Raw genomic sequence first — 23,371 nt, 5'->3', positions numbered from 1 at the left:
TCCCGGCTCTCTTAAGCGAATGACGAGCAATTAAAACTCAGAACTCTGCCCATTCCGGCTCGGCTTGACGCGAAGGCTGAGTCAGTCGCTTGGTAATCCTGGCAACCTCCTGCGACGCTGACATCCCCGGCAGGGCTGGCACCGACGAGGCAGCGCTAACGCGAGACGGCTCGTTGTCGGAGAGACGGAAGATCGAGACAGCGGATTCGAGCTGCTCGGCCTGGGCCTCGAGCGATGCCGCCGCTGCCGAGGCCTGCTCCACCAGCGCGGCGTTCTGCTGGGTCACCTCGTCCATCTGCGATACAGCCGTATTGACCTGCTCGATACCTGAGCTCTGCTCCTGCGAGGCGGCGGCAATCTCGTCCATGATGTCACTGACGCGGCGCACCGAGGCAAGAATGTCCTGCATCGTGGTACCCGCACTCTCGACCAGCGTGGCGCCCTTGGTGACCTGCTCGCCCGAAGCTTCGATCAAGCGCTTGATCTCGCCGGCGGCTTCTGCACTACGGCTCGCCAGGTTGCGTACTTCGCTCGCCACCACGGCGAAGCCGCGCCCCTGCTCACCTGCACGAGCCGCCTCTACGGAAGCATTCAAGGCGAGAATATTGGTCTGGAAGGCAATCGAGTCGATGACGCCGATAATGTCCGCTACCTTGCGTGAGCTGTCAGTAATGCCATGCATGGTATCGATGACCTGCTTGACCACCTCACCTCCCTTGCCGGCAGTGGACGAGGCATCCTTGGCCAGGCTGCTGCCCTGCCGTGCATTCTCGGCGTTCTGCCGTACCGTGGCGGTCAGCTGTTCCATGCTGGCGGCTGTTTCCTGCAGGGAAGCCGCCTGTTCTTCGGTACGCGAAGAGAGGTCGGCATTGCCGCTGGCGATCTCGCGAGCGCCCACATGGATCGAACCGCTGCTGTCACGCACGGTGGAGACCGTCTGGTACAGGCCGGTCTGCATGTGCTGCATGGCGGCGAAGAGCTTGCCGATTTCATTGCGGCCACGGTCGGCAATGGAATGCGAAAGATCGCCCTTGGCCATGCGTTCGAAGTGCTGCACCGCCTCTTCCAAGGGGCGGATAAGGACGCGCATCATACCCATGCGCACCGCAACGATGCAGAAAGCCACCAGCAGCAGAGCGATGATATCGATGATACCGTAGAGTTCCATGGTGGAATCGAAGCTATCCAGCAGATTGGCGCCGCGGCCATTGACGTAAGTGACGAATGCCTGGTTGGCCTCAATGAACTCCTGGTTGATGAGATCACCCTCGCGCTTGGCACTCCGATAAGCATCTTCATCGCCTCGCTGCAAGGCCATCAGCTGTGGCTTGAGCCCACGCTCCACCAGACGATGGAAAATATCTTCCAACGTATCGGCGTAGGGCTGCCCCTGCGCCGACTTGGGAATGGCAATATATGCGGCGAACCTCTCCTGCGCGGTACCCAGGAATCTCTCTCCCGATTCCAGGTAGCGTGTGGCGAGCGCTCTTTCGTCTTCGCTTAGAGCATCCAGGTGATTGAGGAGACTCAGCTGTGTATCGACGACGTTTATCTGCGCTCGATTCAGCTCGTTCAGCTGTGAATTGAACGTATTGAGTTCAACCATGGAAATCTTACCCAAGCTACTGGACTTGTAACCCAGGAAAGCCACCACGGCAATAAGCACGGTAAAGATGATCAACACACCGGTCAAGCTGGCCTTGATCGACAATTTCATTAAAAGCCTTTTCATTGAGTTCCCTTCCTCGATTGCCAAATCTCATGTTCGTAGCGTTATGTCATGCTGCCTTCTCCGGCACAGGCCTAAGCGCTCAACAGACAACTCAATATCGACCCTCACCGACATTAGTTAACATGGAGCAAGAGCACGCGATCGAATACTTGACATGCATCAAATAAACAGCAGAAAGTTTCATCAAAATATTGACAGACGAGGAAAAACAAGAAGCAAAAAAGGTATATAAATTTATTTAAATATTTTCATATCGAATAAAGTAATAAAAGATAGAGAAAGCAATGCGATTGCACTGCAGCGTCGGGACGAAAGCGAACTAGAGAGGGGCGATGGCAACCATGACTCCATCTGGAGCCATCAGGCCCGCCGGGAAGCGACCTCTCGGTTCTGCGCGTGCTGGCGCAACTGCTCGAACTCCTCGTTGCTCACGGCATTACGCTCGGCATCGAGGATATGGCCACCGAGGGCAGCGATCGACTGGGTGATCTGAATCAGGGTCTCTGGGTTGCGGGCGACACTCCGCTTGTTGACGAAGTGGATCAGGATGGAGACGCCTGGGACGGTGGGCTGGTCGTCGCCCTCGTGGATAGGCGGCAAGGTGCCGGGCGGCGATGAATTGGCAAGGGTGAGCTTGTAGCCGGCGAGGGGGTCGCGAATCTTGTAAACACCCAGCTTGGCATCGTACTGGGCGTTGTGCTCCTTGAGCAGGCGAGCGAGGCGACGGTTGGTATCCAGCCCCGGCCACTCGAGTATCACGAACAGGCACTGCTTGATGTCCTTGCCCGATGCCACCTTGAAACGGTGCATCGGCTCCTGCGCGTCGGGCGGCACAGCGACTGATTCCGACCGAGCGGCTTCCTCCGAGCTGGAGTCCGGAACCGCTTCCGCCACCTGGTTCGTTGCCGTTGGCGCCTTTTCGGCTTCATTGCGCGCATTGCGGCTCTTCACGAACGCCACCATGCACACCAGCGAGAGCAGCAATGCCACTCCCGCCACGATCAGCACCGCTATGACCGGATCCATCCTGCGCACCTCTACTTTTGCTGGCCCACGAGGCATTTCCCTACTGCCGCGACACTCTACGCTAGCATACGCCTACGTTCCCATACGTCCGTCCGCATACATCCAGGTTCGCACAGACAATGTCGTGCCGGGCCATCGTTATTTTCCCAGTAGATTACGCCGTTACGCTACGTCCCGCTATATGCGCAATCAACGTTGACAAGATGCCCAGGGCTTGCGTTGAAGGATAGGTATGGCAGCCTGAGCACGAAGACCCCATGCTAGGGGTAACAACAGCCAAAGAGGAGCCACGCCAACACAAGTGACACTGGCCACCAGTGAGCCGGAACTGTCATACCATGGAATGATGTGAAGGCCAGTGTTGTAGGTGCCGTCAACTCAGGAGCGCTGCCCCGATGGTACGACTCGACAAGAAAGCCAAGCGGCTTTATGTGCTGGACACCAACGTTCTTCTCCACGACCCTGCTGCGCTGTATCAGTTCGAGGAACACGAGGTGGTCATCCCCATGACCGTTCTCGAAGAACTCGACAAGCTCAAGAACGGCCTGCGCGAGATCGCTCGCACCGCCCGCCAGGTAAGCCGCACCCTCTCCGACCTCACCAACCAAGTCACCTTCGACGAGATTCAGCAAGGCATTCCAATCCCTCGCGCCGGTGGCACTTCCCTCGGCAAGCTCAGGTTCCTCTGCTATCCGAAGCTAAAGCCGCTGGAGCACCTCGAGGTAAGCCCCGACAACGTACTACTGGCCGAGACCTGCCGGCTGCGCGACGAGCGCCCTGAAGCTTCGGTGATTCTCGTTACCAAGGATATCAACCTGCGGGTCAAGGCCGCCGCCCTGCACGTGCCGGTGGAAGACTACCTGACCGACCGCGCCTTCAGCGACAGCGACGTCATGCTCGAGGGTGTGCGCATCTATCCCGATGCGGAAGGCGGTAACGGCCCCTGGGACCAGATGGAGGTCGAAGTCGAGGTGGAGCGAGTCGATCACCACACCTTCTATCGGCTGGAAGGGAGGATACCGAGCGACTGGCACCTGGGCATGCTGGTCTCCGACAGCGAGAACGGAGCCAGCTTCGAGGCCATCGTGCGAGAGCTGGGTCCCAACCAGGCACGTTTACAGCTGTTGACCAACTACCGCCACAGGGACGGCGTCTGGGGCGTCCACGCCCACGACAGCCGCCAGAACTTCGCCCTCAACCTGCTGATGGACGACGAGATAGACCTGGTCACCATTGCCGGAAGCGCCGGCACCGGCAAGACCTTCATGACGCTGGCCGCGGCCTTCCAGCAGACTCTGGATGCCAAGCGTTTCGAGCGTATCGTGTTCACCCGGGCGCCGATTTCGATGAGTGAAGACATCGGCTTCCTGCCCGGCACCGAGGAGGAGAAGATGTCGCCGTGGATGGGCGCCTTCCACGACAACATGGACAACCTGCTACGCGACGAGCATGACGGCAGTACCAGTTGGAGCCAGGACGCCACGCGCAGCCTGATCGGCTCCCGTGTGCAGATCCGCGCGCCCGGCTTCATGCGCGGACGCACCCTGAACGACACCTTCCTGATCATCGACGAGGCACAGAACTTCACCCCCAAGCAGCTCAAGACCCTGCTCACCCGCGCCGGGAGGAACACCAAGATCGTCTGCCTGGGCAACGTCGGCCAGATCGACACGCCCTATCTCACCGCCAATACCTGCGGCATGGCGGCGGTGGTCCAACGCTTCAGCAACTGGCCCCATGCCGGCCACGTGACCCTGCGCAGCGTGGAGCGCTCGCGCCTGGCACTGGCTGGCGAAGAACTGTTGTAAGCTGAATGCCCAGGCCTGGACTCCCCCAGGCCTGGGCTAGCCCAGCCAGAACCCCAGCACCAGCAGCACTGCTATCCCCACCATCAGCGGCACGGTAAGATGGGCGAAGCCACGTTCGTATCGGGCCAGATCATCGAGCCAGGCAATCGTGCGCCGCTCCTTTTCCGTCAGGCGCGCTCGGATTCGCTGCCCGCGGACTTCCAGTTGGGCACCCAGCTTGCCGACCTTCACTGCGGCGCGGCGAGCCAATGCCGCGTAGCCCCACCACAGGTCGCCCGGACGCAGGCGAGCCGTGATGCGCCACTCCCCCACCCCAGCCCTCGCCGCGATCAGTACCAAGCCAGCCAGAGCCAACCCCAAGGCCACCGGCCACAGTAGCCCAGGCAGTTCCTTCAGGGGTGGCCAAGGTACTCCGGCTTCACCGATGGGCAGCCATAGCGGCACACTGGCCGACGCCAGCACCGTAAACAGCCAAGCCAGCGACATGGGTGAACGCCAGGAAATCGAGTGCGCACCGCGCTCACGCCACTGGCGCCACAGCGCCCGAGCCATCAACAGGGTACTGCCTACCGCCGCCAGGCTGAGCCAGGTGACCAGCGCCGAGTGGCCGCCCTGATAGAGCGCTTCCTTCATGAAGCCCTTGGCAACCAGCCCGGAGGCAAATGCACCGCTCAGCGAGAACGCCGGTAGCGCCAGCATCAGCCAGATGAGCCAGGCAGGCAGGCGTGGCGGATGCTCGCTGATTCCTACGCCCAAGAACAGCGCTCCCTTGGTCAGGCCATGGTGTCCGGCAAACAGTACCACCGGTGCCAGCAGTGCCGGCCACAGCGCCGGCGCAGAGAGCCCGATGCCTACCAGACTGGCGAGCATGCCCAACTGACTGACGCTGGAATAGGCCAGCACCGCCTTGGGGTGGCGCTGGGCCACGCCCAGCAAGGCCGCCGAGAAGGCGCCAATGAGCCCCATCAGCGTGATGACTTGCCCCAGGGGAACCAGCCCCGCTTCGGGATTTCCCAACGGCAGCGTGCTCAACCAGCCCAGCATGCCAGCTTTGACCATCACTCCACTGAGCACGGCGCTGGCCGGCGTGGGCGCCACCGGATGCGCCAGCGGCAGCCACACGTGCAGCCCGACCACACCCGCCTTGACGCCGAACCCCAGCCACAGCAGCGTCGCCATCCACAGCCCCTGCTCGGCTTCGGTGATGGCTGCACGCAGCTCCGTCAAGGTCACCACACCCGCACTTCCCGCCGACCACAGCAAGCCACCCAGGATCAGCGCCTCGCCGAGGAACGCCATGACCAGGTAGGCAAGCCCACCGAGCCGCGCATCGCGATGGCCGGCGTGCACCACCAGGCCATAGGCGGCCAGGGTCATGGTGGCAAAACCCAGATAGAAGCTGGGAATGTCCTCGGCGATGATCAGCAGCAGGTTGCCGATGAGCGTCAGCGGCCACAGCAGCGTGAAGCCCAGCAGGCGACGGAAAGCGTTCGTATCGCCAGCTTCGGCACAGCGCTGCTCGTCGGCCAGGTAGCCGCGCGCATAGTAGCCGGCCAGGAACCACAGCAAGGCGCTGAACATCAGCCACGGCCGGCGCGACCCGTCGAGCTGCCACAGGCCGCCCAGTAGCCACCCATCCATCACAAGCGTCAGCTCGCCGGGCCACAGCGCCAGGAGCAGCGCCGGCAACGGCGCCGAAATCCACCAGCCATCGATGAGCTCCGGGCGTGAGCGGGTACGGCGCAGGCGGCCCTGCTCCATGGCCAGCCACATACCATTGCGCAGCATGATCAGCCACGGCCACAGCAGTGCCAGGGGCAGCAACAGGCTCATGGCGCGTACTCCTCAGTCGCCATGAAGGTCGCCAGATCCAGCGGGCTGAAGGGAACGCCCGCCAGTAGGCCCACGAGCAAGCTGAACATCGCCGTGGCGGCTGTGGGCAGCAGCAGCCAGGCGCTTGTCTCGAAGCGGCCGAGGTTGCGCTCTTCCGGCCATGTGCCGCGGCCATGTGCTGGACCTTGGCGGAACCAAAGCCGATGCAGGATAGGCAGGAAATAAGCGGCGTTGAGCAGGCTGCTGGTGACCAGCACTGCGATCACCCACGGCATGCCGGCCTGCACCGCGCCCAGGCCCAGGTACCACTTGCTGATGAAGCCGGCCACCGGCGGCAGGCCGATCATTCCCAGCGCCCCGATGGTGAACGCCAGGCTGGTCAATGGCATGCGTCGCCCGGCGCCATCGAGCTCGTCGATACGGTGGATGCCAAGCTCCTCGGCATAGTTGCCGGCACAGTAGAACAGGGTCACCTTCATCAAGCCCTGGTGCATCAGGTGCGCCAGGCCGGCGATGGTGCCGAAGGGCCCGAACAGGCTGATGCCGAGCACGATATAGGAGACCTGGCTGACCGTGGAGTAGGCCAGCCGCGGCTTGAGTTCCTGCTGCGACAAGGCACGCATCGAGCCGAACAGGATGGTAACCACGGCGATACCGGTAAGCAGCGATAGCATTCCCAGCTCATGGGTGAGGGAGATGCCGTAGACGTCGTAGACCAGGCGCACGATGCCGAAGGCTCCCGCCTTGACCACCGCTACCGCATGCAGCAGGGCGCTGACCGGTGCCGGTGCCACCATGGCCCGCGGCAACCAGCCATGCAGCGGCACCAGCGCTGCCTTGACCCCGAGCCCCACCAGCAGCACCACGAACAGCGCCGCCAGCATGGGATGCGCCTGCGGCCCCAGGTCGGCCAGCACCTCACGCTGGCCGAAGGCGACATCGCCCACCAGTACATGCAGCGCCACCACGCCGAGCAGCAGGACCAAACCGCCGGTCAGCGTATAGCGCAGATAGATCGTGCCCGCTGCGAGCGCCTTGTCGTGGCCACGATGCACCACCAGCGGGTAGGTGGAAAGGGTGAGCAGCTCGTAGAACAGCAGGAAGGTGAACAAGTTGCCAGCCAGGGCGATACCGATGGTACTGGCCACACAGAGGCTGAAGAAGCCGAAGAAGCGCTTGCGGTTGGGTGAGTCCTCCAGATAGCCGATGGCATAGACCGTGGTGGCCAGCCACAGCACCGACGAGAGCCCGGCGAACATCAGCCCCAGGGCATCGACCTGGAGCAGAAAGCTGACGCCCGTCACCACGGTGAAGCCGAAGGAGAAATCGCGCCCCTGATAGAATCCCACGACCATCAGCGCCACCAGCAGCAGCTTGAGCACGGCAGCCGAGATATTGACTATCGCCCGCGCCCGCCCGGCACGCTCCGGCAGGGCGAAGATGAGCGGCGCCACCAGCAGCGAAGTGGCAAGGGTGACGACCGGCAGCCAGGCCTGGCTCATGGCTCACCTCCCGGCCCGCGCAGCAGCGCCAGGGGCCACTCCGCCACCAGGCCCAGCAGCAGCGCTGAGAGTGCCAGCAACAGGGCGATCGTATCCATGCCCCAGGGAACCGGGCGATAGTCGAGGGTAGGAGCGTCTTCGGCAAAGGAGAAGCGAAACACACGGAATACGTAGGCAGCGCTGAGCAGCGTGCCGATGGCGAGCACCGCCATCCAGGTCCAATGATTGCCAGTCAGGGCGGCATGCAGCAGCAGCCACTTGGCGGTAAAGCCCATGCTTGGCGGCAAGCCGATCAAGCTGATCGAAGCGATGCCAAAGCTGAGCAGCGCCAGCGGGAAGCGGCGGCTGGCACCGGCAAGCCCCTCTACCCGAGACTCGCCGGTGGCCAGGATCAGGTTCCCGGCGGCCATGAACATGGCGGCCTTGGCCAAGGCATGGGCGGCCAACTGCAGCCAGGTGCCTTCCCAGGCGAGCGCGGCCACGGCCGGGTCGGTGCCCACCAGCAGCGGGAAGGCCAACAGCAGGTAGCCCAGTTGCGAAACGGTGGACCAGGCCACCACATCCTTGAGCCTAACCGCGCGCCAGGCCTTCACGCCGCCCCAGATCACTGCACCGCCAGCCATTACGCCAATCAAGGCCGCCGCCGTCGATGCGGCCGGCACCAGCACCAGCCACAGCTGCAAGGCAATGAAGAAGGAGGCCTTGATTACCAGGCCTGCATGCAGCGCACTGATGGGAATCCAGGCCGAAGCGTGCACCGGTGCCAGCCAGGCGTGCAGGGGAAAGGCAGCTGCCTTGAGCAGCAAGCCCGCGCTGAGCAGCGCCATGGCTATCCACAGCAAGGCGCCAGTCTCGGCCACTTGAGCCAGCCCCGCCAGGTCCAGCCGGCCCCAGGCGCCCAGCAACAGCGAGACACCCAACAGAAAGGCCAGCGAGCCCACCAGCGCCAGCAGCAGGTAGCGCATCCCTGCTACTAGGGCATCGACCTTGCCTGGCAGCAACAGCAGCCCCACTGCCGTCAGCCCCATCAACTCCAGGCCGATGTAGAGCAGCAGCAGGTCCGCGGCCACCCAGATCAGCGACAGGCTCGACGTCAATACGCCCAGCAACGGCCAAAACCAAGCCTGGCTGCGACGGGTGGCCTTTACCACGTCGCGCAGGTAGGTCGGCGCGTAGAGGGCGCTGGCCAGCACGATCAGGTGGGTGAGAAACAGCAGCGTGAGGGCCAGGCCATTGACGCGCCAGTGCAGGGCAAGCAGGCCAATGTCGAGCGTCCACGCCTGCCCCACCCCGCTCCCCACCACCTGAGCCAGCCAGCCCAAGGCCAACAGCAGCAGCAGCCCCGCCACGGCTATGGGCCAGCCGCGCACAGGCCGCACTGCCCCGCCCAGCAGCCCGAGCAACAGCGGCAGGCCGAGCACGGCACAGAGCGCGAGCAGACCGCTAGGCTCACCGGACAAGTCGCTGGTCAGGCCGAGGCGCTCGATCATGACGCGCCATTACCCTTCGCTGACCTCATCTCGCCCGCTTGTTCCAGGCGCTCGAGCCGTCGGATCAGCAGCGCCCCAAGAACCGTTCCCAGCAGCGCTACCAGCAGCCCGGTAATGACCAGCCCATGGGCAGCCGTCATGGCGTTCTCCCCCACCAATGACATGAGAACCAGGAAAATGCCCGTGCCGATGATGTTGAAGGCCAGCAGCCGCCGTAGCAGGTGGCGATGCAGGGCAAAGGCCCACAGCCCCAAGCCTAGCAGGCCAAGGCCGGCGGGCCGCAGCGATCCCAAAGGACTCGCCCCTTGGGCAACGAGCGCCACGCCAAGCATGGCGAGAACCGCCAGCGCCGGTAGCAGGCTCACCAAGGCAAGTCGCCGGATCAGCAGCTCGGGGTCATGTCGGTGGATCAGGCAGCCGAGGGGGTGTCTACGGAGGTATCTGAAGTAGCGCGTTACACCCAAGGCATGAAACAGGAAGGCGCCAGTAAAGGTGGCGCCCAGCACGGCCTCGAGCAGCGCCAGCCACATCAGCCCCAGCCGGGCCCAGGCCAGCGCCACCACCAACGCAAAGAGCACGAACCATGTACAGGCACGCACCAGTTGGCGATCTAGCAGTGCCAATGTGGCCAATGCCACCATGGCCAGTGCAAGCAGCGCTTCCAGGAGTGGCGGCATGGCCGACGCTCAGTGATGCCGCCGGTTCACCACCTTCTCGATCAAGGCCTCGGCTTCATCGCCGGTGCCTTTCTCGAGCATGTCGACGGCTTCGTGATAGTCGCACAGATAGTGCTTGCAGGAAGCGCAGTGAACCTCATCGGTGGGGTTGCGCACCTGATTGACACGGTAGAGATGACTGCCACACGAAGGGCAGGCCACCGGCAGGCGAAGATCCTCGGAAGTATCGGACATCATCACAGTCTCCTTGTGCTGACTTGCCAGGTATCACTTGAATACCTTGGGATGGATCCTGCCTGACTCAACCCCAGAGTGCCGAACCAGGCAGGTATACATACCCTAAGCCTGTCAGAGTCCGAGCGCGTCTGCCACTTAGCCACACCTGTCGCCGAGTCAGATGGCCAGAAAGAGCCCGACGTTGAGCAGGGTCAAGCTCGCCAGCAGTACCGCAACGTTGAGCCCCATCAGCGGCAGCAGGAGCGTAAGCTCGCCCCGATCCACCTCCGGCGGCAGTCGCCAGAGACCGCGAATCAGCCATGCCAACGCAGGCACTGCCAGCCACATCAGCCAGGCCTCGGCCGGCAGGGCCCCTCCCAGCCAAGCCACAGGCACCACGGCAAAGGCCACCGCCAGCAGCACCGCTACCAGCCGGGCAGCCTGATGCGGCCCCAGGCGGATCGCCAGGTGGTCGCGCCCCACCCGCCGGTCGGCATCGATATCGGGTATCTGGTTGATCAGCAGCAAGGCACTGACCATGAGTGTGGGAATCAGCGCGGCGGCCACCACCGTAGCCGAAAGCGTGCCGGTCAATGCCTGGTGGGCGCCCAGCACCATCAACAGGCCGAAGCCTGCCCCGGGTGCGAGCAGGCAGAGCCAAGGGCGGCGAGTCAGCCAGGCGGTATAGGCCAGCACCAGGCCGAGGCCCACCAGGCCATAGACGAGCATCACCGGCCCCGCCCGCCACAGGAACCAAACGCCGATCAGCACGACGCCCGCCAGGCACGCCAGCGCTGCGGCCAGCACGTCCTGGATGGCTTCGGGACGCTCGGGCAAGGCGCCGCTACCGCCGGAAAACGGCGTGCGCTCGGTCAGCTCGTCAAGGCCGGAGCGAAAGTCGTGATGCTCGTTGAACAGATTGACCGCGGCATGTGCCAGCAGCGCACCGAGGAGCACCAGCAGTGCATCGAGCATGGCAACCGAGTAGCCACCGGCCCGGGCCGCGGTGATCGCCAGCCCGGCGCACAGCGGTGCCAGCACCAGGAAGTTCGGCCTACTGCTGCGAAAGCAGGTACGTAGCCGGGTTGCGGTACCGACAGCTGCGCTCATGTGCCTCAACTCAGTCGGTCATTCAACCAGGTAGCGATGTCACCCACCTGCTGGGGACATACGGCATGGGCCATGGGGTAACTCTGGTAGTGAACCGGATAGCCGAGCCCTTGCAGCCGCTGATGAGCGGCCTTGCCCAGCGCCTCGGGTACCACCGGGTCGAAGGAGCCGTGGTGGATCTCGATCGGCAGTGCGCGGTTGGCTTCGGCAAGCGCAATGGTCTCGGCCGTGGCGAAGTAGGTCGACATGGCCAGTAGTCCGCCCAGCGGGGCAGCGAATGAGAGTGCGGCCTGATAAGCCACGGCGCCACCCTGGGAGAAGCCGGCGAGAATGATGCGCCGACTGTCGATGCCGTGGTCGATCTGCTCCTGCACCAGCTCCTGGATGCGCTCCGCGGAGGCCACCAGCTGTGCCGTGTCGACGCGACGGTCGAGGCTCATTTCGTAGATGTCGTACCATGCCGGCATCACCATGCCGCCATTGATGGTGACCGGCAGGCGCGACGCATGGGGCAAGATGAAGCGCACCTCGAGCCCCGCCTTCAAGGGCAGCGCGGGCACCAGTGGTTCGAAGTCATGGCCGTCGGCACCCAGGCCGTGCAGGATGAAGACGCAGGCATCGGCCTGTCGGCCGCTCTTGGGCTCGATGATCAGTTCACCGGGATGGCTCATGGCTGGCTTCCTTCGTTGCAATCTGCAAAGCCGACACCCTACCGCAAACCCATGTTCGCGGCGAGTGCATCACGATGGCTTCGCCAGAGGAAGCGCAGGGGATAGGCTTCCGAGGAGGCGCTGTAAACCCATCCCTGGGCGCTACCTTTGCCATCCATGGCAAAGGACCTCCTCTACAACCTATCCCCTGCGCTTCGAACGGTGCAAAAGTCTCGCTCAGAACGGCCACACCAGCGGAATCAGCGTCAGCGCGACGATTGCCGTCAGCACGTTGATCAGCCCGCCCACGCGCAGGAAATCGGAGAAGCGATAACCGCCGGGTCCATGCACCATGAGATTGGTCTGGTAGCCGATGGGCGTGAGGAAACTCGCCGAGGCGGCGAACATCACCGCCACCACGAACGGCATGGGATTCACGCCGAGGCTCTCGGCGCTGGCCATGACCACCGGGAAGGTAATCACCGCCGCGGCGTTGTTGGTGACCAGCTCGGTAAGCAGCGCCACCAGCAGGTAGGTGCCGATCAACAGCAGCATGGGGTTGCCGTCGGCCAGGCCCAGCGCAAAGCCAGCCAGGGTTGCTGCCGCACCCGAGGTTTCCAGGGCAGCCCCCAGGCCAAAGGAGGCGGCGATGGTCAGCAAAACCTGGGTGTCGAGGCCGCGCTTGGCCGCGCCCACCGAGCAGCAGCCGGTGGCCAGCACCATCACCGCCCCCAACATGGCGGCATTCATCATGCTCATCACGCCAAAGGAAGCCAGCGCCACGACGCCCGCCAGGATGCTCCAGGCCAACCAGGCCTTCTCGTGATTGGGCCGTGCCGCTCCGTTCACCTGGCTGATCAACAGGAAGTCACGTGATTGACGATGACGCTCGATGAACGGAGGGCGTGCCTCCAACAGCAGCACGTCGGCGGGCTGCAGGCGTACCTGCCCCAGGTTGCCGGCCACCCGCTCGCCGCCGCGGCACACCGCCAGCACGGCGGCGCCATACAGGGTACGGAAATGGCCGTCGCGAATGCGCTTGCCGACGAACTGGCACTGGTCGGAGACCACTGCCTCCACCAGGCGGCGCTCCTTGAAGTCCTTCTCCAGGCTCGACTCACCGTGGCGCGATGGCACCAAACCGCGAATCTGCTGCAGCTCCACTGCCCCGTCGGAGGTGCCGGCGAATACCAGCCGATCGCCTCCCTTGAGCCGCTCTCCCGGCCCCACCACGCTGACCACGTTGCCTTCGCGCTCAATCTCCACCAGGAACAGCTCGCGCAGGTGACGCAAGCCGGCCTCTTCCACGGTCCGATCGACGAGCGGCCCGGTGGGCGCCACTTCCATCTCGATGGTGTATTCGCGCGGATTGTCGAATGCCGCCGCCGTCCCACGACGTGCCGGCAGCAGGCGCGGCGCCACCAGAATCAGGTAGAGCACGCCGATCACGGCCACCGGCAGCCCCACCCAGGCGAGATCGAACAGCCCCATCGCCAGCGCCGGGTAACGCTCCACCAGCAAGCCGTGCACCACCAGGTTGGTACTGGTGCCGAACAGCGTAATGGTGCCGCCGAGTATCGAAGCGAAGCTGAGCGGCATCAGCAGCCGATTGGCCGGCATTTGCAAGCGCCGGGACCAGCTCAGCACTGCCGGTATGTAGGTGGCGACCACCGGAGTATTGTTGAGAAAGGCACTGAGGGCGGCCACAGGCACGACCAGCCGCGTCAGGGCGCCGCTCTCGCCTCGCGGCTGCCCCAGTACGTAGCGAATTATCAGGTCGATGCCACCGGTCTCGCGAATGCTCGCCACCAGCACGTACATGAAAGCCACAGTGAAAAGGCCGGTGCTGGAGAAGCCTCCCAGGGCTTGGGCGGGGTCGATCACGCCAAGCGTCAACAGCAGGATGACCGCCCCCAACAGGACGATGTCAGGGCCGAGCCGGGAAAAGGCCATCAGCGGGAAAACGGCGAGGACGACGGCAGAAGCGATCCAGGCATCCAGCGGCATGATAGTAGGTCCGTGCACGAGAGAACGTGCCGCTATTGTGCCTTGCCGCCACTTATTCTAAAAAGTTATTTTTAGAAATTCTTAAATACTCAAAAAGAATAAGAACGCAGAAGAGTAACGCCTGCTACGCAAACGAAAAAGGCCCGCTTTCGCGGGCCCTCTCTGCCACCTGAGTGGCACATCAGTTCATGGTAAGCCGAAGCTTAGCCGATGACCTTGATGTTGGAAGCCTGGAGGCCTTTCTTGCCCTGGGTGACGTCGAAGGAAACCTTCTGGCCGTCTTGCAGAGTCTTGAAGCCGTCAGCTTGGATCTCGGAGAAGTGAGCGAACAGGTCGTCGCCGTTGTCGTCCGGAGAGATGAAGCCGAAGCCCTTGGTGTCATTGAACCACTTGACAGTACCGGTAGCCATTATCGCAATTCCTCTAACAGCATTGATTTTCCGGGAAATACCCGAGTTGCAGTGGGCAAAACAAGAAACTTTTCACCGGGAAATCGACGCCGGAGCGTTACGATGACCACTTGCGATGTTCGACTTGCCAACCAACTGCACGCATCTTGCGCTCTTCATGCATCCACGTCAAATACTATTTTGTGTGGATGACGTTAATGTTACCACGACTCGAGAATCCAGCCAGCCGCCTTTTCAGCGATCATCAGTGTCGGCGAATTGGTGTTGCCGCTGGTGATGGTGGGCATGATGCTGGCATCCACGACACGCAGCCCCGCCACGCCGTGCACCCGCAGGCGTGAGTCCACCACCGCGGTGGGGTCGTCGACGTGACCCATCTTCGCCGTACCCACAGGATGGAAAATGGTCGTGCCTATATCGCCGGCCAGCCTGGCCAGGTCCTCGTCGCTCTGGTACTGCACCCCGGGCTTGACCTCCTCGGGATGGTACTTGGCGAAGGCCGGCTGCTCGGCGATGCGCCGCGTGACCCGCAGCGAATCCGCCGCCACCTTGCGGTCCTCCTCGGTATTCAGGTAGTTGGGCGCGATGGCCGGCGCCTGGCGCGGGTCGCGGCTCTTGATGCGCACGCTGCCGCGGCTGGTCGGGTTGAGATTGCACACGCTGGCGGTGATCGCCGGGAAGTCGTGCAGTGGCTGGCCGAAGGCCTCCAGGCTCAGCGGCTGCACGTGGTATTCGAGGTTGGGATAGCGGTACTCGTCGCTGCTGCGAGTGAAGGCCCCTAGCTGCGACGGTGCCATGCTCATGGGGCCGGTGCGGCGCAGCAGGTATTCCATGCCGATCTTCGCCTTGCCCAGCCAGGAGGCCGCCAGGGTGTTGAGCGTTTTGCTTCCCGAGACGCGATAGACCGAGCGGATCTGCAGATGATCCTGCAGGTTCTCGCCCACGCCGGGCAATTCGTGCACCAGCGGAATGCCATGCTCGGCAAGCAGCCCCGCCGGGCCGATGCCGGAAAGCTGCAGCAACTGCGGCGAGCCGATGGCACCCGCGGCGAGGATCACTTCCCGGGTGGCCTTCACCCGGACGATGGCACCGTCGCGCTCGAGCTCGACGCCGGTGGCACGAGGCCGCCCGCCCTCTTCGTTCTCGAACAGTAGCCGGTGCACCTGGGAGGAGTGCCACAGGGTGAAGTTGCTGCGCTTCGCGCATGCCGGGCGCAGGAAGGCCTTGGCCGCGTTCCAGCGCCAGCCGTCGCGCTGGTTGACCTCGAAGTAATCGACGCCTTCGTTGTCGCCGCGGTTGAAGTCCCGGGTACGCGGTATGCCTGCCTGTACCGCCGCCTCGGCGAAGTCATCGAGCACTTCCCACTTGAGCCGCTGCTTCTCCACCCGCCACTCGCCGCCGTGGCCGTGGTAGTCGCGGTGGGCAGCGTCGGCGTTACCGCCTGCATCCAGGCGATAGTGATCTTCATGCTTGATGAAGTCGGGCAAGCAGTTCTCCCAGCGCCAGGCATCGTCGCCCACCGCCTCGGCCCAGCCGTCGTAGTCACGAGCCTGGCCACGCATGTAGATCATGCCGTTGATGCTGGAGCAGCCGCCCAGTGTCTTGCCGCGGGGATAGATCAGCGAGCGCCCGTTGAGACCGGGATCGGGTTCGGTGCGAAAGCACCAGTCGGTACGCGGGTTGTTGATGCAGTAGAGGTAGCCCACCGGGATGTGAACCCAGTGGTAGTTGTCGCGCCCACCCGCCTCGATCAGCAGCACCCGGTTGGCCGGATCGGCGCTGAGGCGGTTGGCCAGCAGGCAGCCGGCGGTGCCGGCCCCCACCACGATATAGTCGAATTCCTGCTCTGCCATGGCGTCTTCTCTCTGATGGCTCCGATCGGCAAGCCGGCCCGGGCCATTGCGTCGTTGTTATAGCGTGCCGCAGAATTCAGCCTACCGCGCCAGTTCTCAGGATCAATTGAGAAATCCCAAAGCCAGATATAAGCTATCTTTATATCCCAAAGCGACTCGCACCATGCACGATCTCCCCGCCCTGCGCGCCTTCGTTACCGTGGCGCGTGAAGGCAGCGTCTCCCGGGCCGCCGAGCGGCTGCACCTGACCCAGCCCGCCGTCAGTCTCAAGCTCAAGCATTTCCAGGAGGAGCTGGGCCTGATGCTGTTCCGCCGTCGCCCCCAGGGCCTGGCATTGACGCCCGACGGCCATGCCCTGCTGCCTGCGGCCGAGCGCGCACTGACCGCCATGGCCGCCTTCGAGCAGAGCGCCCGCGCCCTGCACAGCACGCTACGCGGCAGACTTCGAATCGGCACCATCGTCGACCCCGAGTTCATCCGCCTGGGCGCCTTCCTGCATCGTCTGGTGGAGCGCGCGCCCATGCTCGAGACCGAGCTGCAACACGGCATGAGCGGAAGCGTGCTGGAGTGGATACGCCGCGGCGAACTCGACGTGGGCTTCTTCCTTGCCCCGCCCGGCGAAGGGCCGGGGCCGGAAGCGGTGGGAATCGCTCATCGTGAGCTGACCCACTTCCACTATCACGTCGTGGCTCCACCCGGCTGGGGCAGCCGGGTGGCCAACGGCGACTGGGCGAACCTGGCCGCTCTGCCGTGGATCGTCACCCCGGCGCTTTCGGCACATCATCGGCTGTTGCACGGTGTGCTCGACCCACTGGGAGTAACCCCCAAGGGCGTGGCCCAGGTGGATCAGGAAGCCTGCATGCTCGATCTGGTTCGCGCCGGAGTGGGGCTCAGCCTCGCCCGTGACGCCCTGGCCATGGCCGAGCGCCAGGAGCGCGGCCTGGTGGTGGTCGAGGGCGTGCGCCTGCCCTGCTCGCTGTGCTTCGTATGGCAGCACGAACGCAGCGAGGAGCCCGCCATCGCCGCGGTGCTGGAAGTGCTGGAGAGCGTATGGGGCAGCCTGCCCTGAGCAAGAGCCCGCCGCGGAATACGCGACGGGCTCTGGTCGTTACGCTTGTATGCTTCCGTTAGCGGGAGCGCCGCCGGGACGACTTCCTAGTGAACAGGATCAGTCGCGCTCGACATCGACCACACCGCTCTCGCCCTGCTGGCTGCGCACCTCGATCTCGCGGCCATCGGCATCGCGACCCTCGATCTCGATACGACCATCGCGGTCGACCTGAATCTCCTCGAATTCGGCCAGGCCTTCCGCCACCGCCGCCTCCATGGCCATGCGGACGTCATCCTCGCTCATGCCCCAGGCGCCGCCCTCACGACGGTTGCGCTGCTCTTCCAGGGATTCGCCGTTTTCCAGCGACAGGCGCACGTCGGCCTGCCACTCATCATCGAGCCAGCCTTCGATCTCGACGCTGCCCTGGTGCTTGGCCTCGATCTCCTGATAGTGCTGGAAACCGAAGGCGGCGCCCTGCTCCAGTACTTCATCGATGCGATCCGCTGCCAGGCGGTCATCGCTGGCCTGCGCCGCAGTGCCAGCCAGCATCAGGGTAGCCAGGGAGCCGATCAGGATCATCTTGCGTTTCATGGATAGTGCCTCCTTTCATGGTCACGTTCTTGACGTCCCGTTCCGGGAACAGGGCAAGTTTTACCAGTGGCCACCTTGCCCGAAGCTGACGGCGACGTTCATGCTGTGTTCATGTCAGGCCCGGCATCCTTGACGACATGACGACACGCTTCCTTCGATCACTGCCTCCCCGCTGGCGCGCGGCAACCGACCGTCGAGCGCTGCCCATCCTGTTGCTGTCGGCGCTCCTCGGCCTGATGGCGATCCATGTCCTGGCCGACGACCACTGGCGCGACCTCCATGACGCGGTGCGTAGCGGACGCCTGGTCGCACTGCCCGAGATCCTCGACTGGCTGGAAGCTCGCTACGAGGGACGGGTGCTCGAAGTGGAGCTCGAACGTGACGACGGCCGGCTGATCTACGAGATAGAGATGCTCGGCCCGCAGGGTCAGGTGGTGGAGTTCGAGTTCGACGCCGAGAGCGGCGAGCTGATCGGCATGGAGGGGGTCAACATCGACGGCATGCGGCGCAACAAGGAGGCGCAATGAAGGCGTTGCTGGTGGAGGACGACGATGCACTGGCCGTGGCACTGGCGGAGGCGCTCCAAGAGGCGGGGGTGCTGGTCGAGCGGACCGACAGTGGCGCTGAGGCCGATTTCCTGGTGCGCACCGAAGCCTACGATGCCGTGATCCTCGATCTGGGGCTGCCCGACGGCGACGGTAGCCGCTGGCTTGCCCAGTGGCGAGAGGATGCCATCGACCTGCCGGTACTGGTCCTGACCGCGCGCACCCGCTGGGCCGACAAGGCCGCCGGTTTCTCCGCCGGCGCCGACGACTACGTCACCAAGCCGTTCGAGACCGCCGAAGTGTTGTTCCGCCTGCGCGCCCTGGTGCGCCGCAGCCACGGGCACGCCCATCCGGTGCTGCGCATCGGCGACCTAGCGTTCGATACCCACACCGGCAGCGTCACCCTGGCCGGCCGCCCGGTGAGCCTGACGGCCCAGGAGTCTCGCCTGCTCGCCTACCTGGCCCACGCTGCACCACGAGTCGTCAGCCGCAGCGAGCTGGCCGAGCACGTCTACGACCGCGACCACGAGCCTGACTCCAATGTCATCGACGTACAGATCAGCCGCCTGCGACGCAAGCTCGGGGCAGAGTGCATCGAGACCCGCCGCGGCCAGGGCTACCGGCTCATCGACAGCGCCGAGGCCTCATGAGCCGGTTTCGGCGATTGTCACTGGGCAGCCGCCTGATTCTGGCCACGCTAGTGGTGCTGGTATTTGCCTTGCCGCTGGCCGGTCTCGGCCTCGCTCAGCACTTCCGCACCAACGCCACTAACTCCTTCGATCGCCAGTTGGAGGCACTGCTCAACGTGGTCATCGCCGGCCTGGCCTGGGATGACGTACAGCAACGCCTGGTTCAGGAGCGAGACCTTGGCGACCCGCGCTTCGAGCAGATTTTTTCCGGCTGGTATTGGCAGGTCAGCGACGGCGCCGAGCGGGCGCTGACTTCGCGTTCGCTATGGGATCAACGCCTGCCGGTCGAGGATACCTCCGAAGTGATTCGACACGATCTCGTGGGACCACGCGATATGCCGCTGCGAGCCGTCGAACGCGACATCCACCTGGCTCCGCTCGAGACTCCGCTACACATCAGCGTGGCGGCACCACGCCAATCGCTGGAGCTCGAACTGGACCGCTTCACCCGACTGGTGGTGCTGTCGCTTGCCGGCCTCGGCCTGCTGGTACTGGCCGCCCTCGCATTGCAGGTTCGTTGGGGGCTGGCACCGCTACGGCGCATGCAGGTCGACCTGGCACGCGTGGAGAATGGCGATGCCGAGAGGCTCGACACTCGCCTGCCCACCGAGCTGGCTCGCCTGGCCGGCGCCATGAATGGCGTACTGGCACGCGATCGGCGCCTGATGGAGCATGCCCGCCACGCCGCAGGCAACCTGGCCCATGCGCTGAAGACGCCGGTAAGTGTACTGACCACCCTGGCCGATGGTATCGAAGAGCCACGCCGCACACGCATTCGCGACGAGCTCTCTCGTATCGACGCCGCCGTACGCCACCATCTGGCCCGCGCCACTACAGCCGGCGACATCGGCCTGGCGCCCCGAGTCGCCGTCGCAGAAGTACTTGCGCCGATCCTCGACGGGCTCAAGCGGCTCGCCATGCGCCGCGGTGTGAACCTCGAACACGACCTGAGCGATGACCTACGCGTACGAATGGCGCCCCAGGACCTGCAGGAACTCGTCGGCAACCTGTTGGACAATGCCCTGCGCTGGGCGAACGGCCGGGTTCGACTGTGCGGCCAGGAAGAGAGCGAAGGGCTCTGGCTCTGCGTGGAAGATGACGGCCCCGGCATGAACGAGGCCCAGCGACAAGCCGCCATGGGCCGCGGCGCCCGCCTGGACGAGCAGCGCTCCGGCAGCGGCTTGGGGCTGGCCATCGTCGCCGATCTGGTTACACTGCATGGCGGCCGACTGGCCCTGGATACCTCGCCCCTGGGCGGCCTGTCTGCCCGAGTCTGGCTGCCGGCCCGGCCTCTCGCCGAAGCGCCGGCGGCAACGAACTAGACGCCCTTCACCAGGCGCACTGCCTCACGCCTGCGCTTGAGTTCGTAGACGGCGGCAAACACCACGGTGATCAGGATCAAAATCAGCCCCAGGGCGTTCACTGCGGGCGTGAGCCCGGTGCGCACCTTGGAAGCGATGTAGACCGTCAGCGTGGTGTCGTAGCCCACCACGAACAGGGTGGTGTTGTAGTTCTCGAACGACTGCAAAAAGGCGATCACAGCCGCCGAGTAGAGCGCCGGCTTGAGGTACGGCAGCAGGATGCGCCGGAACATCTGCCACTGGCTGGCGCCGAGGTCCAGCGCCGCACGCTCCATGGTGCGGTCGAAGCGCTGCAGGCGCGCAGTGACCATCAGCATCACGTAGGCGGCGATGAAGGTGGCCTGTCCCAGCACAGTGAGGAAGATACCGCCGCTGATGCCGAACTGGCGCCAGAAGATCAACGTCGAGATTCCGATGATGACCCCAGGCGTGAGCAGCGGCGAGAGGATCAGGGCATAGAGGAACGGCTTGGCTCGGCTCGACACCGTGTTGAGGAACAGCGCCGTGGCGATGCCAATGGGTACCGCCACAATCAGCACGCCGGTGGCCACGATCAGGCTGTTGCCCAGCGCATGCCACATGCCACGGTCGGCGGCGAGCTCACCGAACCAGCGCAGGGTGGTGCCGTCCCACGGCGTTACCGTCGGGAAGCGACTGTCGTTGAAGGTAGCCGCCGCCATGATGATCAGCGGCAGGAATAGGTAGGCGAAGAAGACCACCACGTAGAAGCGCAGGCCGAAGGCAAGGAAGCGTTGCGAACTCATCTACCAATGTCCCCCAGGCCCACCTTGAAGATTTTCATTACCAGCGACATGAAGCCAATGCACAGCACCAGCAGCAGGAAGGCGTAGGCCGCGCCCTGGTTCCAGTTGCCGCCCTCGAAGAACCAGTTGTAAATGATCTGGGTAAACCAGCGGCTGCCCGGCGAGCCGAGCAGCGCCGGCACCGCGTAGCTGCCCGCCGCCAGCATGAAGGTCATGATGCAGCCGGTGGCAATGCCCGGCTTGGCGTGGGGAATGACGATGCGCCGGTGGGTACGTACGGTGCCTGCCCCCAGGTCGCGCGCCGCCCGCACCTGATTGTCGTCGAGGCTCTCGATGGCGTTATAGACCGGGAACACCATGAACAGGATGTAGGCGTAGACCATGCCCACCATGACCCCGCCGTTGCCGCTGAGAAAGCGGATGGGCCGCTCGATCAACCCCAGCATCATCAGCACCTCGTTGAGCGGACCGCGAAACGCCAGGATGATGAACCAGGAGTAGGTGCGCAGTATCTCGTTGATCCAGAACGGTACGATCAGCAGCAGGATGCACAGCGCCGCCTGGCGCGGGGTGGCCACCTTGGCCAGGTACCAGGCCAGCGGGTAGCTCACCGCAAGCGTCAGCAGCGTGACCAGCACGCTCGACCAGATGGTCTTGAAGAAGATGGTGCGGTGAATGTCGTTGTTGAACAGGGTGGCGTAGTTGGCCAGCGTGAGCCGGTCGTCGGGCCCGCCCAACTGGGCCGGCAGCAGGTTGGGCCGCAGCGAATATTCGATCATCTGCAGCTGCGGCAGAGTGACCATCACGATCAACCAGATCCCCAGCAGGGTGACGATGGCCATCGCCAGCGGCCCACCGAAGCGCGCTCGGAGCTGCCTAAACATGGGCACTCTCCACCACCTCGCCGGTTTCGTCATCGAGTACTGGGCTGCCGTCGTCGGGCAGCACCACGGCGTCCGCCGGATCGAAGCCGAAGGTCATGCACTGGCCCACGGCGAGCGCATCGGCCTGGCTGCGCGACACTTCGTGGCCGAGCTGTACGCGCAGCTTCTCGCCCGAGGCGACCAGGCGCGTCTCGAGCATCACCCAGGCGCCCTCGAAGTGCACCGCCTCGATATCAGTCGCGAATTTCGGGCCCGGCGCATCTTCAGCCACTGGCCGCAGGTGCTCGGGGCGCACGAACAGTGCCGCCGCTTCACCGTTGGCCAGACGTGTCTCGCTGCTCGTACGACCAGCCAGTTCGCCCAGGAGACCTCCATCGAGGCGTACCCGCTCGCCTTCGCGGTCGATCACGCGTGCCTGGATGCGGTTGTTCTCGCCGACGAAGGCAGCGACGAAGCCGGTCGCCGGCTCGCGGTAGAGCGTCATAGGGTCGGCGACCTGCTGAATACGCCCGGCCGACATCACCGCCACCCGGTCGGACATGTTCAGCGCCTCGCCCTGGTCATGGGTGATATAGATGAAGGTGATACCGGTCTTGCGCTGGATCGCCTTGAGTTCGGTGCGCATGTGCTGGCGCAGCTTCAGGTCCAGCGCCGAGAGCGGTTCGTCGAGTAGCAGCACCCGTGGCTCCACCGCCAGCGCTCGGGCGATCGCCACGCGCTGTTTCTGCCCGCCCGAGAGTTCGGTCACCATCTTCGGCCCGCTGCCCTCCAGCGCCACCAGCGCCAGCAAGCGCTCGGAAACCTCGCGCCGCTTGCGCTTGTCGACGCCACGCACCTCGAGGCCGAACTCGATGTTCTCGAATACGGTCATCAGCGGAAACAGCGCCAGGTTCTGAAAGATCATCGCCGTGGGCCGGCGATTCACCGGTACCCCGGCCATGGGTTCGCCGCCGATATACACCTGCCCTTCGCTCGGGACCAGAAAGCCGCTAATGATGTTGAGCAGGGTGGTCTTGCCGCAGCCCGAGGGGCCGAGAAAGCTGAAGAATTCGCCCGAGCCTATTGCAAGCGAAGTCTTCTCGATGGCGGTGAAGTCGCCGAAGCGCATCACCACCTCGTCCAGTCTGACGCTACCGTCCATTCAAACCTCAGCATTCGAAAAAAGGCCGGGC

21 protein-coding genes are annotated in these 23,371 nt (G+C 64.1%); 5 read left to right on the top strand and 16 right to left on the bottom strand.

From position 1 onward, the window contains the following. Positions 1-37 precede the first annotated feature (37 nt). Together SPH52_RS16495 and SPH52_RS16490 are read right to left on the bottom strand one after the other, a co-directional pair. Entirely contained in the window at positions 38-1,732 is a 1,695-nt protein-coding gene (locus SPH52_RS16495) for a methyl-accepting chemotaxis protein (RefSeq protein WP_411796138.1), read from the bottom strand. Between the two features lie 360 nt (positions 1,733-2,092). Further along, on the bottom strand, positions 2,093-2,758 hold the full coding sequence (locus SPH52_RS16490) for a cell division protein ZipA C-terminal FtsZ-binding domain-containing protein (RefSeq protein ID WP_411796136.1): 666 nt from the start codon (positions 2,756-2,758) through the stop codon (positions 2,093-2,095). A gap of 395 nt (positions 2,759-3,153) precedes the next feature. Between SPH52_RS16490 and SPH52_RS16485 the strand changes: the two genes are divergently transcribed. After that, complete coding sequence (locus SPH52_RS16485) at positions 3,154-4,566, top strand: PhoH family protein (protein WP_411796135.1); 1,413 nt, start codon at positions 3,154-3,156, stop codon at positions 4,564-4,566. A gap of 36 nt (positions 4,567-4,602) precedes the next feature. Here the strand turns inward: SPH52_RS16485 and SPH52_RS16480 are convergent, their stop codons facing one another. The 10 genes from SPH52_RS16480 to SPH52_RS16435 all read right to left on the bottom strand — a co-directional run bounded on the left by SPH52_RS16480 (position 4,603) and on the right by SPH52_RS16435 (position 16,314). Next, the gene (locus SPH52_RS16480; protein ID WP_411796134.1) at positions 4,603-6,399 is read right to left on the bottom strand and encodes a complex I subunit 5 family protein; all 1,797 of its coding nucleotides are present in this window, start codon (positions 6,397-6,399) and stop codon (positions 4,603-4,605) included. Beyond that, entirely contained in the window at positions 6,396-7,901 is a 1,506-nt protein-coding gene (locus tag SPH52_RS16475; RefSeq protein ID WP_411796133.1) for a complex I subunit 5 family protein, read from the bottom strand. Before SPH52_RS16475 ends, SPH52_RS16480 begins: the two co-directional genes overlap by 4 nt. Then, entirely contained in the window at positions 7,898-9,391 is a 1,494-nt protein-coding gene (locus tag SPH52_RS16470) for a complex I subunit 5 family protein (protein WP_411796132.1), read from the bottom strand. Before SPH52_RS16470 ends, SPH52_RS16475 begins: the two co-directional genes overlap by 4 nt. Then, positions 9,388-10,068 carry a hypothetical protein gene (locus SPH52_RS16465; RefSeq protein ID WP_411796131.1) on the bottom strand — a complete coding sequence of 227 codons (681 nt, stop codon included), beginning with the start codon at positions 10,066-10,068 and terminating at the stop codon, positions 9,388-9,390. The genes SPH52_RS16470 and SPH52_RS16465 overlap by 4 nt, the downstream gene beginning before the upstream one ends. A 9-nt stretch (positions 10,069-10,077) precedes the next feature. Beyond that, entirely contained in the window at positions 10,078-10,302 is a 225-nt protein-coding gene (locus tag SPH52_RS16460; RefSeq protein WP_411796130.1) for a hypothetical protein, read from the bottom strand. Positions 10,303-10,461: 159 nt separating this feature from the next. Next, positions 10,462-11,394, bottom strand: a complete 933-nt coding sequence (locus SPH52_RS16455; protein WP_411796129.1) for a prenyltransferase — start codon at positions 11,392-11,394, stop codon at positions 10,462-10,464. 5 nt (positions 11,395-11,399) lie between these two features. Then, positions 11,400-12,065: an alpha/beta hydrolase gene (locus SPH52_RS16450; protein WP_411796128.1), complete on the bottom strand. Its 666-nt coding sequence runs from the start codon at positions 12,063-12,065 to the stop codon at positions 11,400-11,402. A 216-nt stretch (positions 12,066-12,281) separates the two neighbouring features. Then, the gene (locus tag SPH52_RS16445; RefSeq protein WP_411796127.1) at positions 12,282-14,051 is read right to left on the bottom strand and encodes an SLC13 family permease; all 1,770 of its coding nucleotides are present in this window, start codon (positions 14,049-14,051) and stop codon (positions 12,282-12,284) included. A gap of 203 nt (positions 14,052-14,254) precedes the next feature. Further along, positions 14,255-14,461 (bottom strand): cold-shock protein, encoded by a 207-nt coding sequence (locus SPH52_RS16440; RefSeq protein WP_010629501.1) that lies wholly within the window; start codon positions 14,459-14,461, stop codon positions 14,255-14,257. Between the two features lie 200 nt (positions 14,462-14,661). Further along, a complete protein-coding gene (locus SPH52_RS16435) occupies positions 14,662-16,314 on the bottom strand; it encodes a GMC family oxidoreductase (protein ID WP_411796126.1) in 1,653 nt (550 codons plus the stop codon). A 163-nt stretch (positions 16,315-16,477) separates the two neighbouring features. Between SPH52_RS16435 and SPH52_RS16430 the strand changes: the two genes are divergently transcribed. Continuing rightward, positions 16,478-17,383, top strand: a complete 906-nt coding sequence (locus SPH52_RS16430; protein WP_411796125.1) for a LysR family transcriptional regulator — start codon at positions 16,478-16,480, stop codon at positions 17,381-17,383. Positions 17,384-17,482: 99 nt separating this feature from the next. Here SPH52_RS16430 and SPH52_RS16425 read toward each other — a convergent pair whose 3' ends face one another. Further along, on the bottom strand, positions 17,483-17,956 hold the full coding sequence (locus SPH52_RS16425) for a PepSY domain-containing protein (protein WP_411796124.1): 474 nt from the start codon (positions 17,954-17,956) through the stop codon (positions 17,483-17,485). A gap of 137 nt (positions 17,957-18,093) precedes the next feature. Between SPH52_RS16425 and SPH52_RS16420 the strand changes: the two genes are divergently transcribed. The 3 genes from SPH52_RS16420 to SPH52_RS16410 are packed head-to-tail and all read left to right on the top strand — an operon-like array spanning position 18,094 to position 20,512. After that, positions 18,094-18,483 (top strand): PepSY domain-containing protein, encoded by a 390-nt coding sequence (locus SPH52_RS16420; protein ID WP_411796123.1) that lies wholly within the window; start codon positions 18,094-18,096, stop codon positions 18,481-18,483. Continuing rightward, complete coding sequence (locus tag SPH52_RS16415) at positions 18,480-19,151, top strand: response regulator transcription factor (protein WP_411796122.1); 672 nt, start codon at positions 18,480-18,482, stop codon at positions 19,149-19,151. Before SPH52_RS16420 ends, SPH52_RS16415 begins: the two co-directional genes overlap by 4 nt. Continuing rightward, positions 19,148-20,512 (top strand): sensor histidine kinase, encoded by a 1,365-nt coding sequence (locus SPH52_RS16410; RefSeq protein ID WP_411796121.1) that lies wholly within the window; start codon positions 19,148-19,150, stop codon positions 20,510-20,512. The genes SPH52_RS16415 and SPH52_RS16410 overlap by 4 nt, the downstream gene beginning before the upstream one ends. Here SPH52_RS16410 and SPH52_RS16405 read toward each other — a convergent pair. Genes SPH52_RS16405 through SPH52_RS16395 form a run of 3 tightly spaced genes read right to left on the bottom strand, consistent with a single transcriptional unit; the run spans position 20,509 to position 23,340 of the window. Beyond that, a complete protein-coding gene (locus SPH52_RS16405) occupies positions 20,509-21,315 on the bottom strand; it encodes an ABC transporter permease (protein ID WP_411796120.1) in 807 nt (268 codons plus the stop codon). The genes SPH52_RS16410 and SPH52_RS16405 overlap by 4 nt on opposite strands. Continuing rightward, positions 21,312-22,199: an ABC transporter permease gene (locus tag SPH52_RS16400; RefSeq protein ID WP_411796119.1), complete on the bottom strand. Its 888-nt coding sequence runs from the start codon at positions 22,197-22,199 to the stop codon at positions 21,312-21,314. The genes SPH52_RS16405 and SPH52_RS16400 overlap by 4 nt, the downstream gene beginning before the upstream one ends. Next, positions 22,192-23,340, bottom strand: coding sequence for an ABC transporter ATP-binding protein (locus tag SPH52_RS16395; protein WP_411796118.1), 1,149 nt, complete (start codon positions 23,338-23,340; stop codon positions 22,192-22,194). The genes SPH52_RS16400 and SPH52_RS16395 overlap by 8 nt, the downstream gene beginning before the upstream one ends. Positions 23,341-23,371 lie beyond the last annotated feature (31 nt).

The organism is Halomonas sp. A29, assembly GCF_046723295.1.
In the GTDB taxonomy this organism is placed as follows: domain Bacteria; phylum Pseudomonadota; class Gammaproteobacteria; order Pseudomonadales; family Halomonadaceae; genus Halomonas.
This window is presented reverse-complemented; position numbering and strand designations above follow the sequence as displayed.

Excerpts from the sequence above, each read along its gene's own strand:
- SPH52_RS16495 (WP_411796138.1), bottom strand. The coding sequence starts at position 1,732 with ATGAAAAGGCTTTTAATGAAATTGTCGATCAAGGCCAGCTTGACCGGT.
- SPH52_RS16490 (WP_411796136.1), bottom strand. The coding sequence starts at position 2,758 with ATGGATCCGGTCATAGCGGTGCTGATCGTGGCGGGAGTGGCATTGCTG.
- SPH52_RS16485 (WP_411796135.1), top strand. The coding sequence starts at position 3,154 with ATGGTACGACTCGACAAGAAAGCCAAGCGGCTTTATGTGCTGGACACC.
- SPH52_RS16480 (WP_411796134.1), bottom strand. The coding sequence starts at position 6,399 with ATGAGCCTGTTGCTGCCCCTGGCACTGCTGTGGCCGTGGCTGATCATG.
- SPH52_RS16475 (WP_411796133.1), bottom strand. The coding sequence starts at position 7,901 with ATGAGCCAGGCCTGGCTGCCGGTCGTCACCCTTGCCACTTCGCTGCTG.
- SPH52_RS16470 (WP_411796132.1), bottom strand. The coding sequence starts at position 9,391 with ATGATCGAGCGCCTCGGCCTGACCAGCGACTTGTCCGGTGAGCCTAGC.
- SPH52_RS16465 (WP_411796131.1), bottom strand. The coding sequence starts at position 10,068 with ATGCCGCCACTCCTGGAAGCGCTGCTTGCACTGGCCATGGTGGCATTG.
- SPH52_RS16460 (WP_411796130.1), bottom strand. The coding sequence starts at position 10,302 with ATGTCCGATACTTCCGAGGATCTTCGCCTGCCGGTGGCCTGCCCTTCG.
- SPH52_RS16455 (WP_411796129.1), bottom strand. The coding sequence starts at position 11,394 with ATGAGCGCAGCTGTCGGTACCGCAACCCGGCTACGTACCTGCTTTCGC.
- SPH52_RS16450 (WP_411796128.1), bottom strand. The coding sequence starts at position 12,065 with ATGAGCCATCCCGGTGAACTGATCATCGAGCCCAAGAGCGGCCGACAG.
- SPH52_RS16445 (WP_411796127.1), bottom strand. The coding sequence starts at position 14,051 with ATGCCGCTGGATGCCTGGATCGCTTCTGCCGTCGTCCTCGCCGTTTTC.
- SPH52_RS16440 (WP_010629501.1), bottom strand. The coding sequence starts at position 14,461 with ATGGCTACCGGTACTGTCAAGTGGTTCAATGACACCAAGGGCTTCGGC.
- SPH52_RS16435 (WP_411796126.1), bottom strand. The coding sequence starts at position 16,314 with ATGGCAGAGCAGGAATTCGACTATATCGTGGTGGGGGCCGGCACCGCC.
- SPH52_RS16430 (WP_411796125.1), top strand. The coding sequence starts at position 16,478 with ATGCACGATCTCCCCGCCCTGCGCGCCTTCGTTACCGTGGCGCGTGAA.
- SPH52_RS16425 (WP_411796124.1), bottom strand. The coding sequence starts at position 17,956 with ATGAAACGCAAGATGATCCTGATCGGCTCCCTGGCTACCCTGATGCTG.
- SPH52_RS16420 (WP_411796123.1), top strand. The coding sequence starts at position 18,094 with ATGACGACACGCTTCCTTCGATCACTGCCTCCCCGCTGGCGCGCGGCA.
- SPH52_RS16415 (WP_411796122.1), top strand. The coding sequence starts at position 18,480 with ATGAAGGCGTTGCTGGTGGAGGACGACGATGCACTGGCCGTGGCACTG.
- SPH52_RS16410 (WP_411796121.1), top strand. The coding sequence starts at position 19,148 with ATGAGCCGGTTTCGGCGATTGTCACTGGGCAGCCGCCTGATTCTGGCC.
- SPH52_RS16405 (WP_411796120.1), bottom strand. The coding sequence starts at position 21,315 with ATGAGTTCGCAACGCTTCCTTGCCTTCGGCCTGCGCTTCTACGTGGTG.
- SPH52_RS16400 (WP_411796119.1), bottom strand. The coding sequence starts at position 22,199 with ATGTTTAGGCAGCTCCGAGCGCGCTTCGGTGGGCCGCTGGCGATGGCC.
- SPH52_RS16395 (WP_411796118.1), bottom strand. The coding sequence starts at position 23,340 with ATGGACGGTAGCGTCAGACTGGACGAGGTGGTGATGCGCTTCGGCGAC.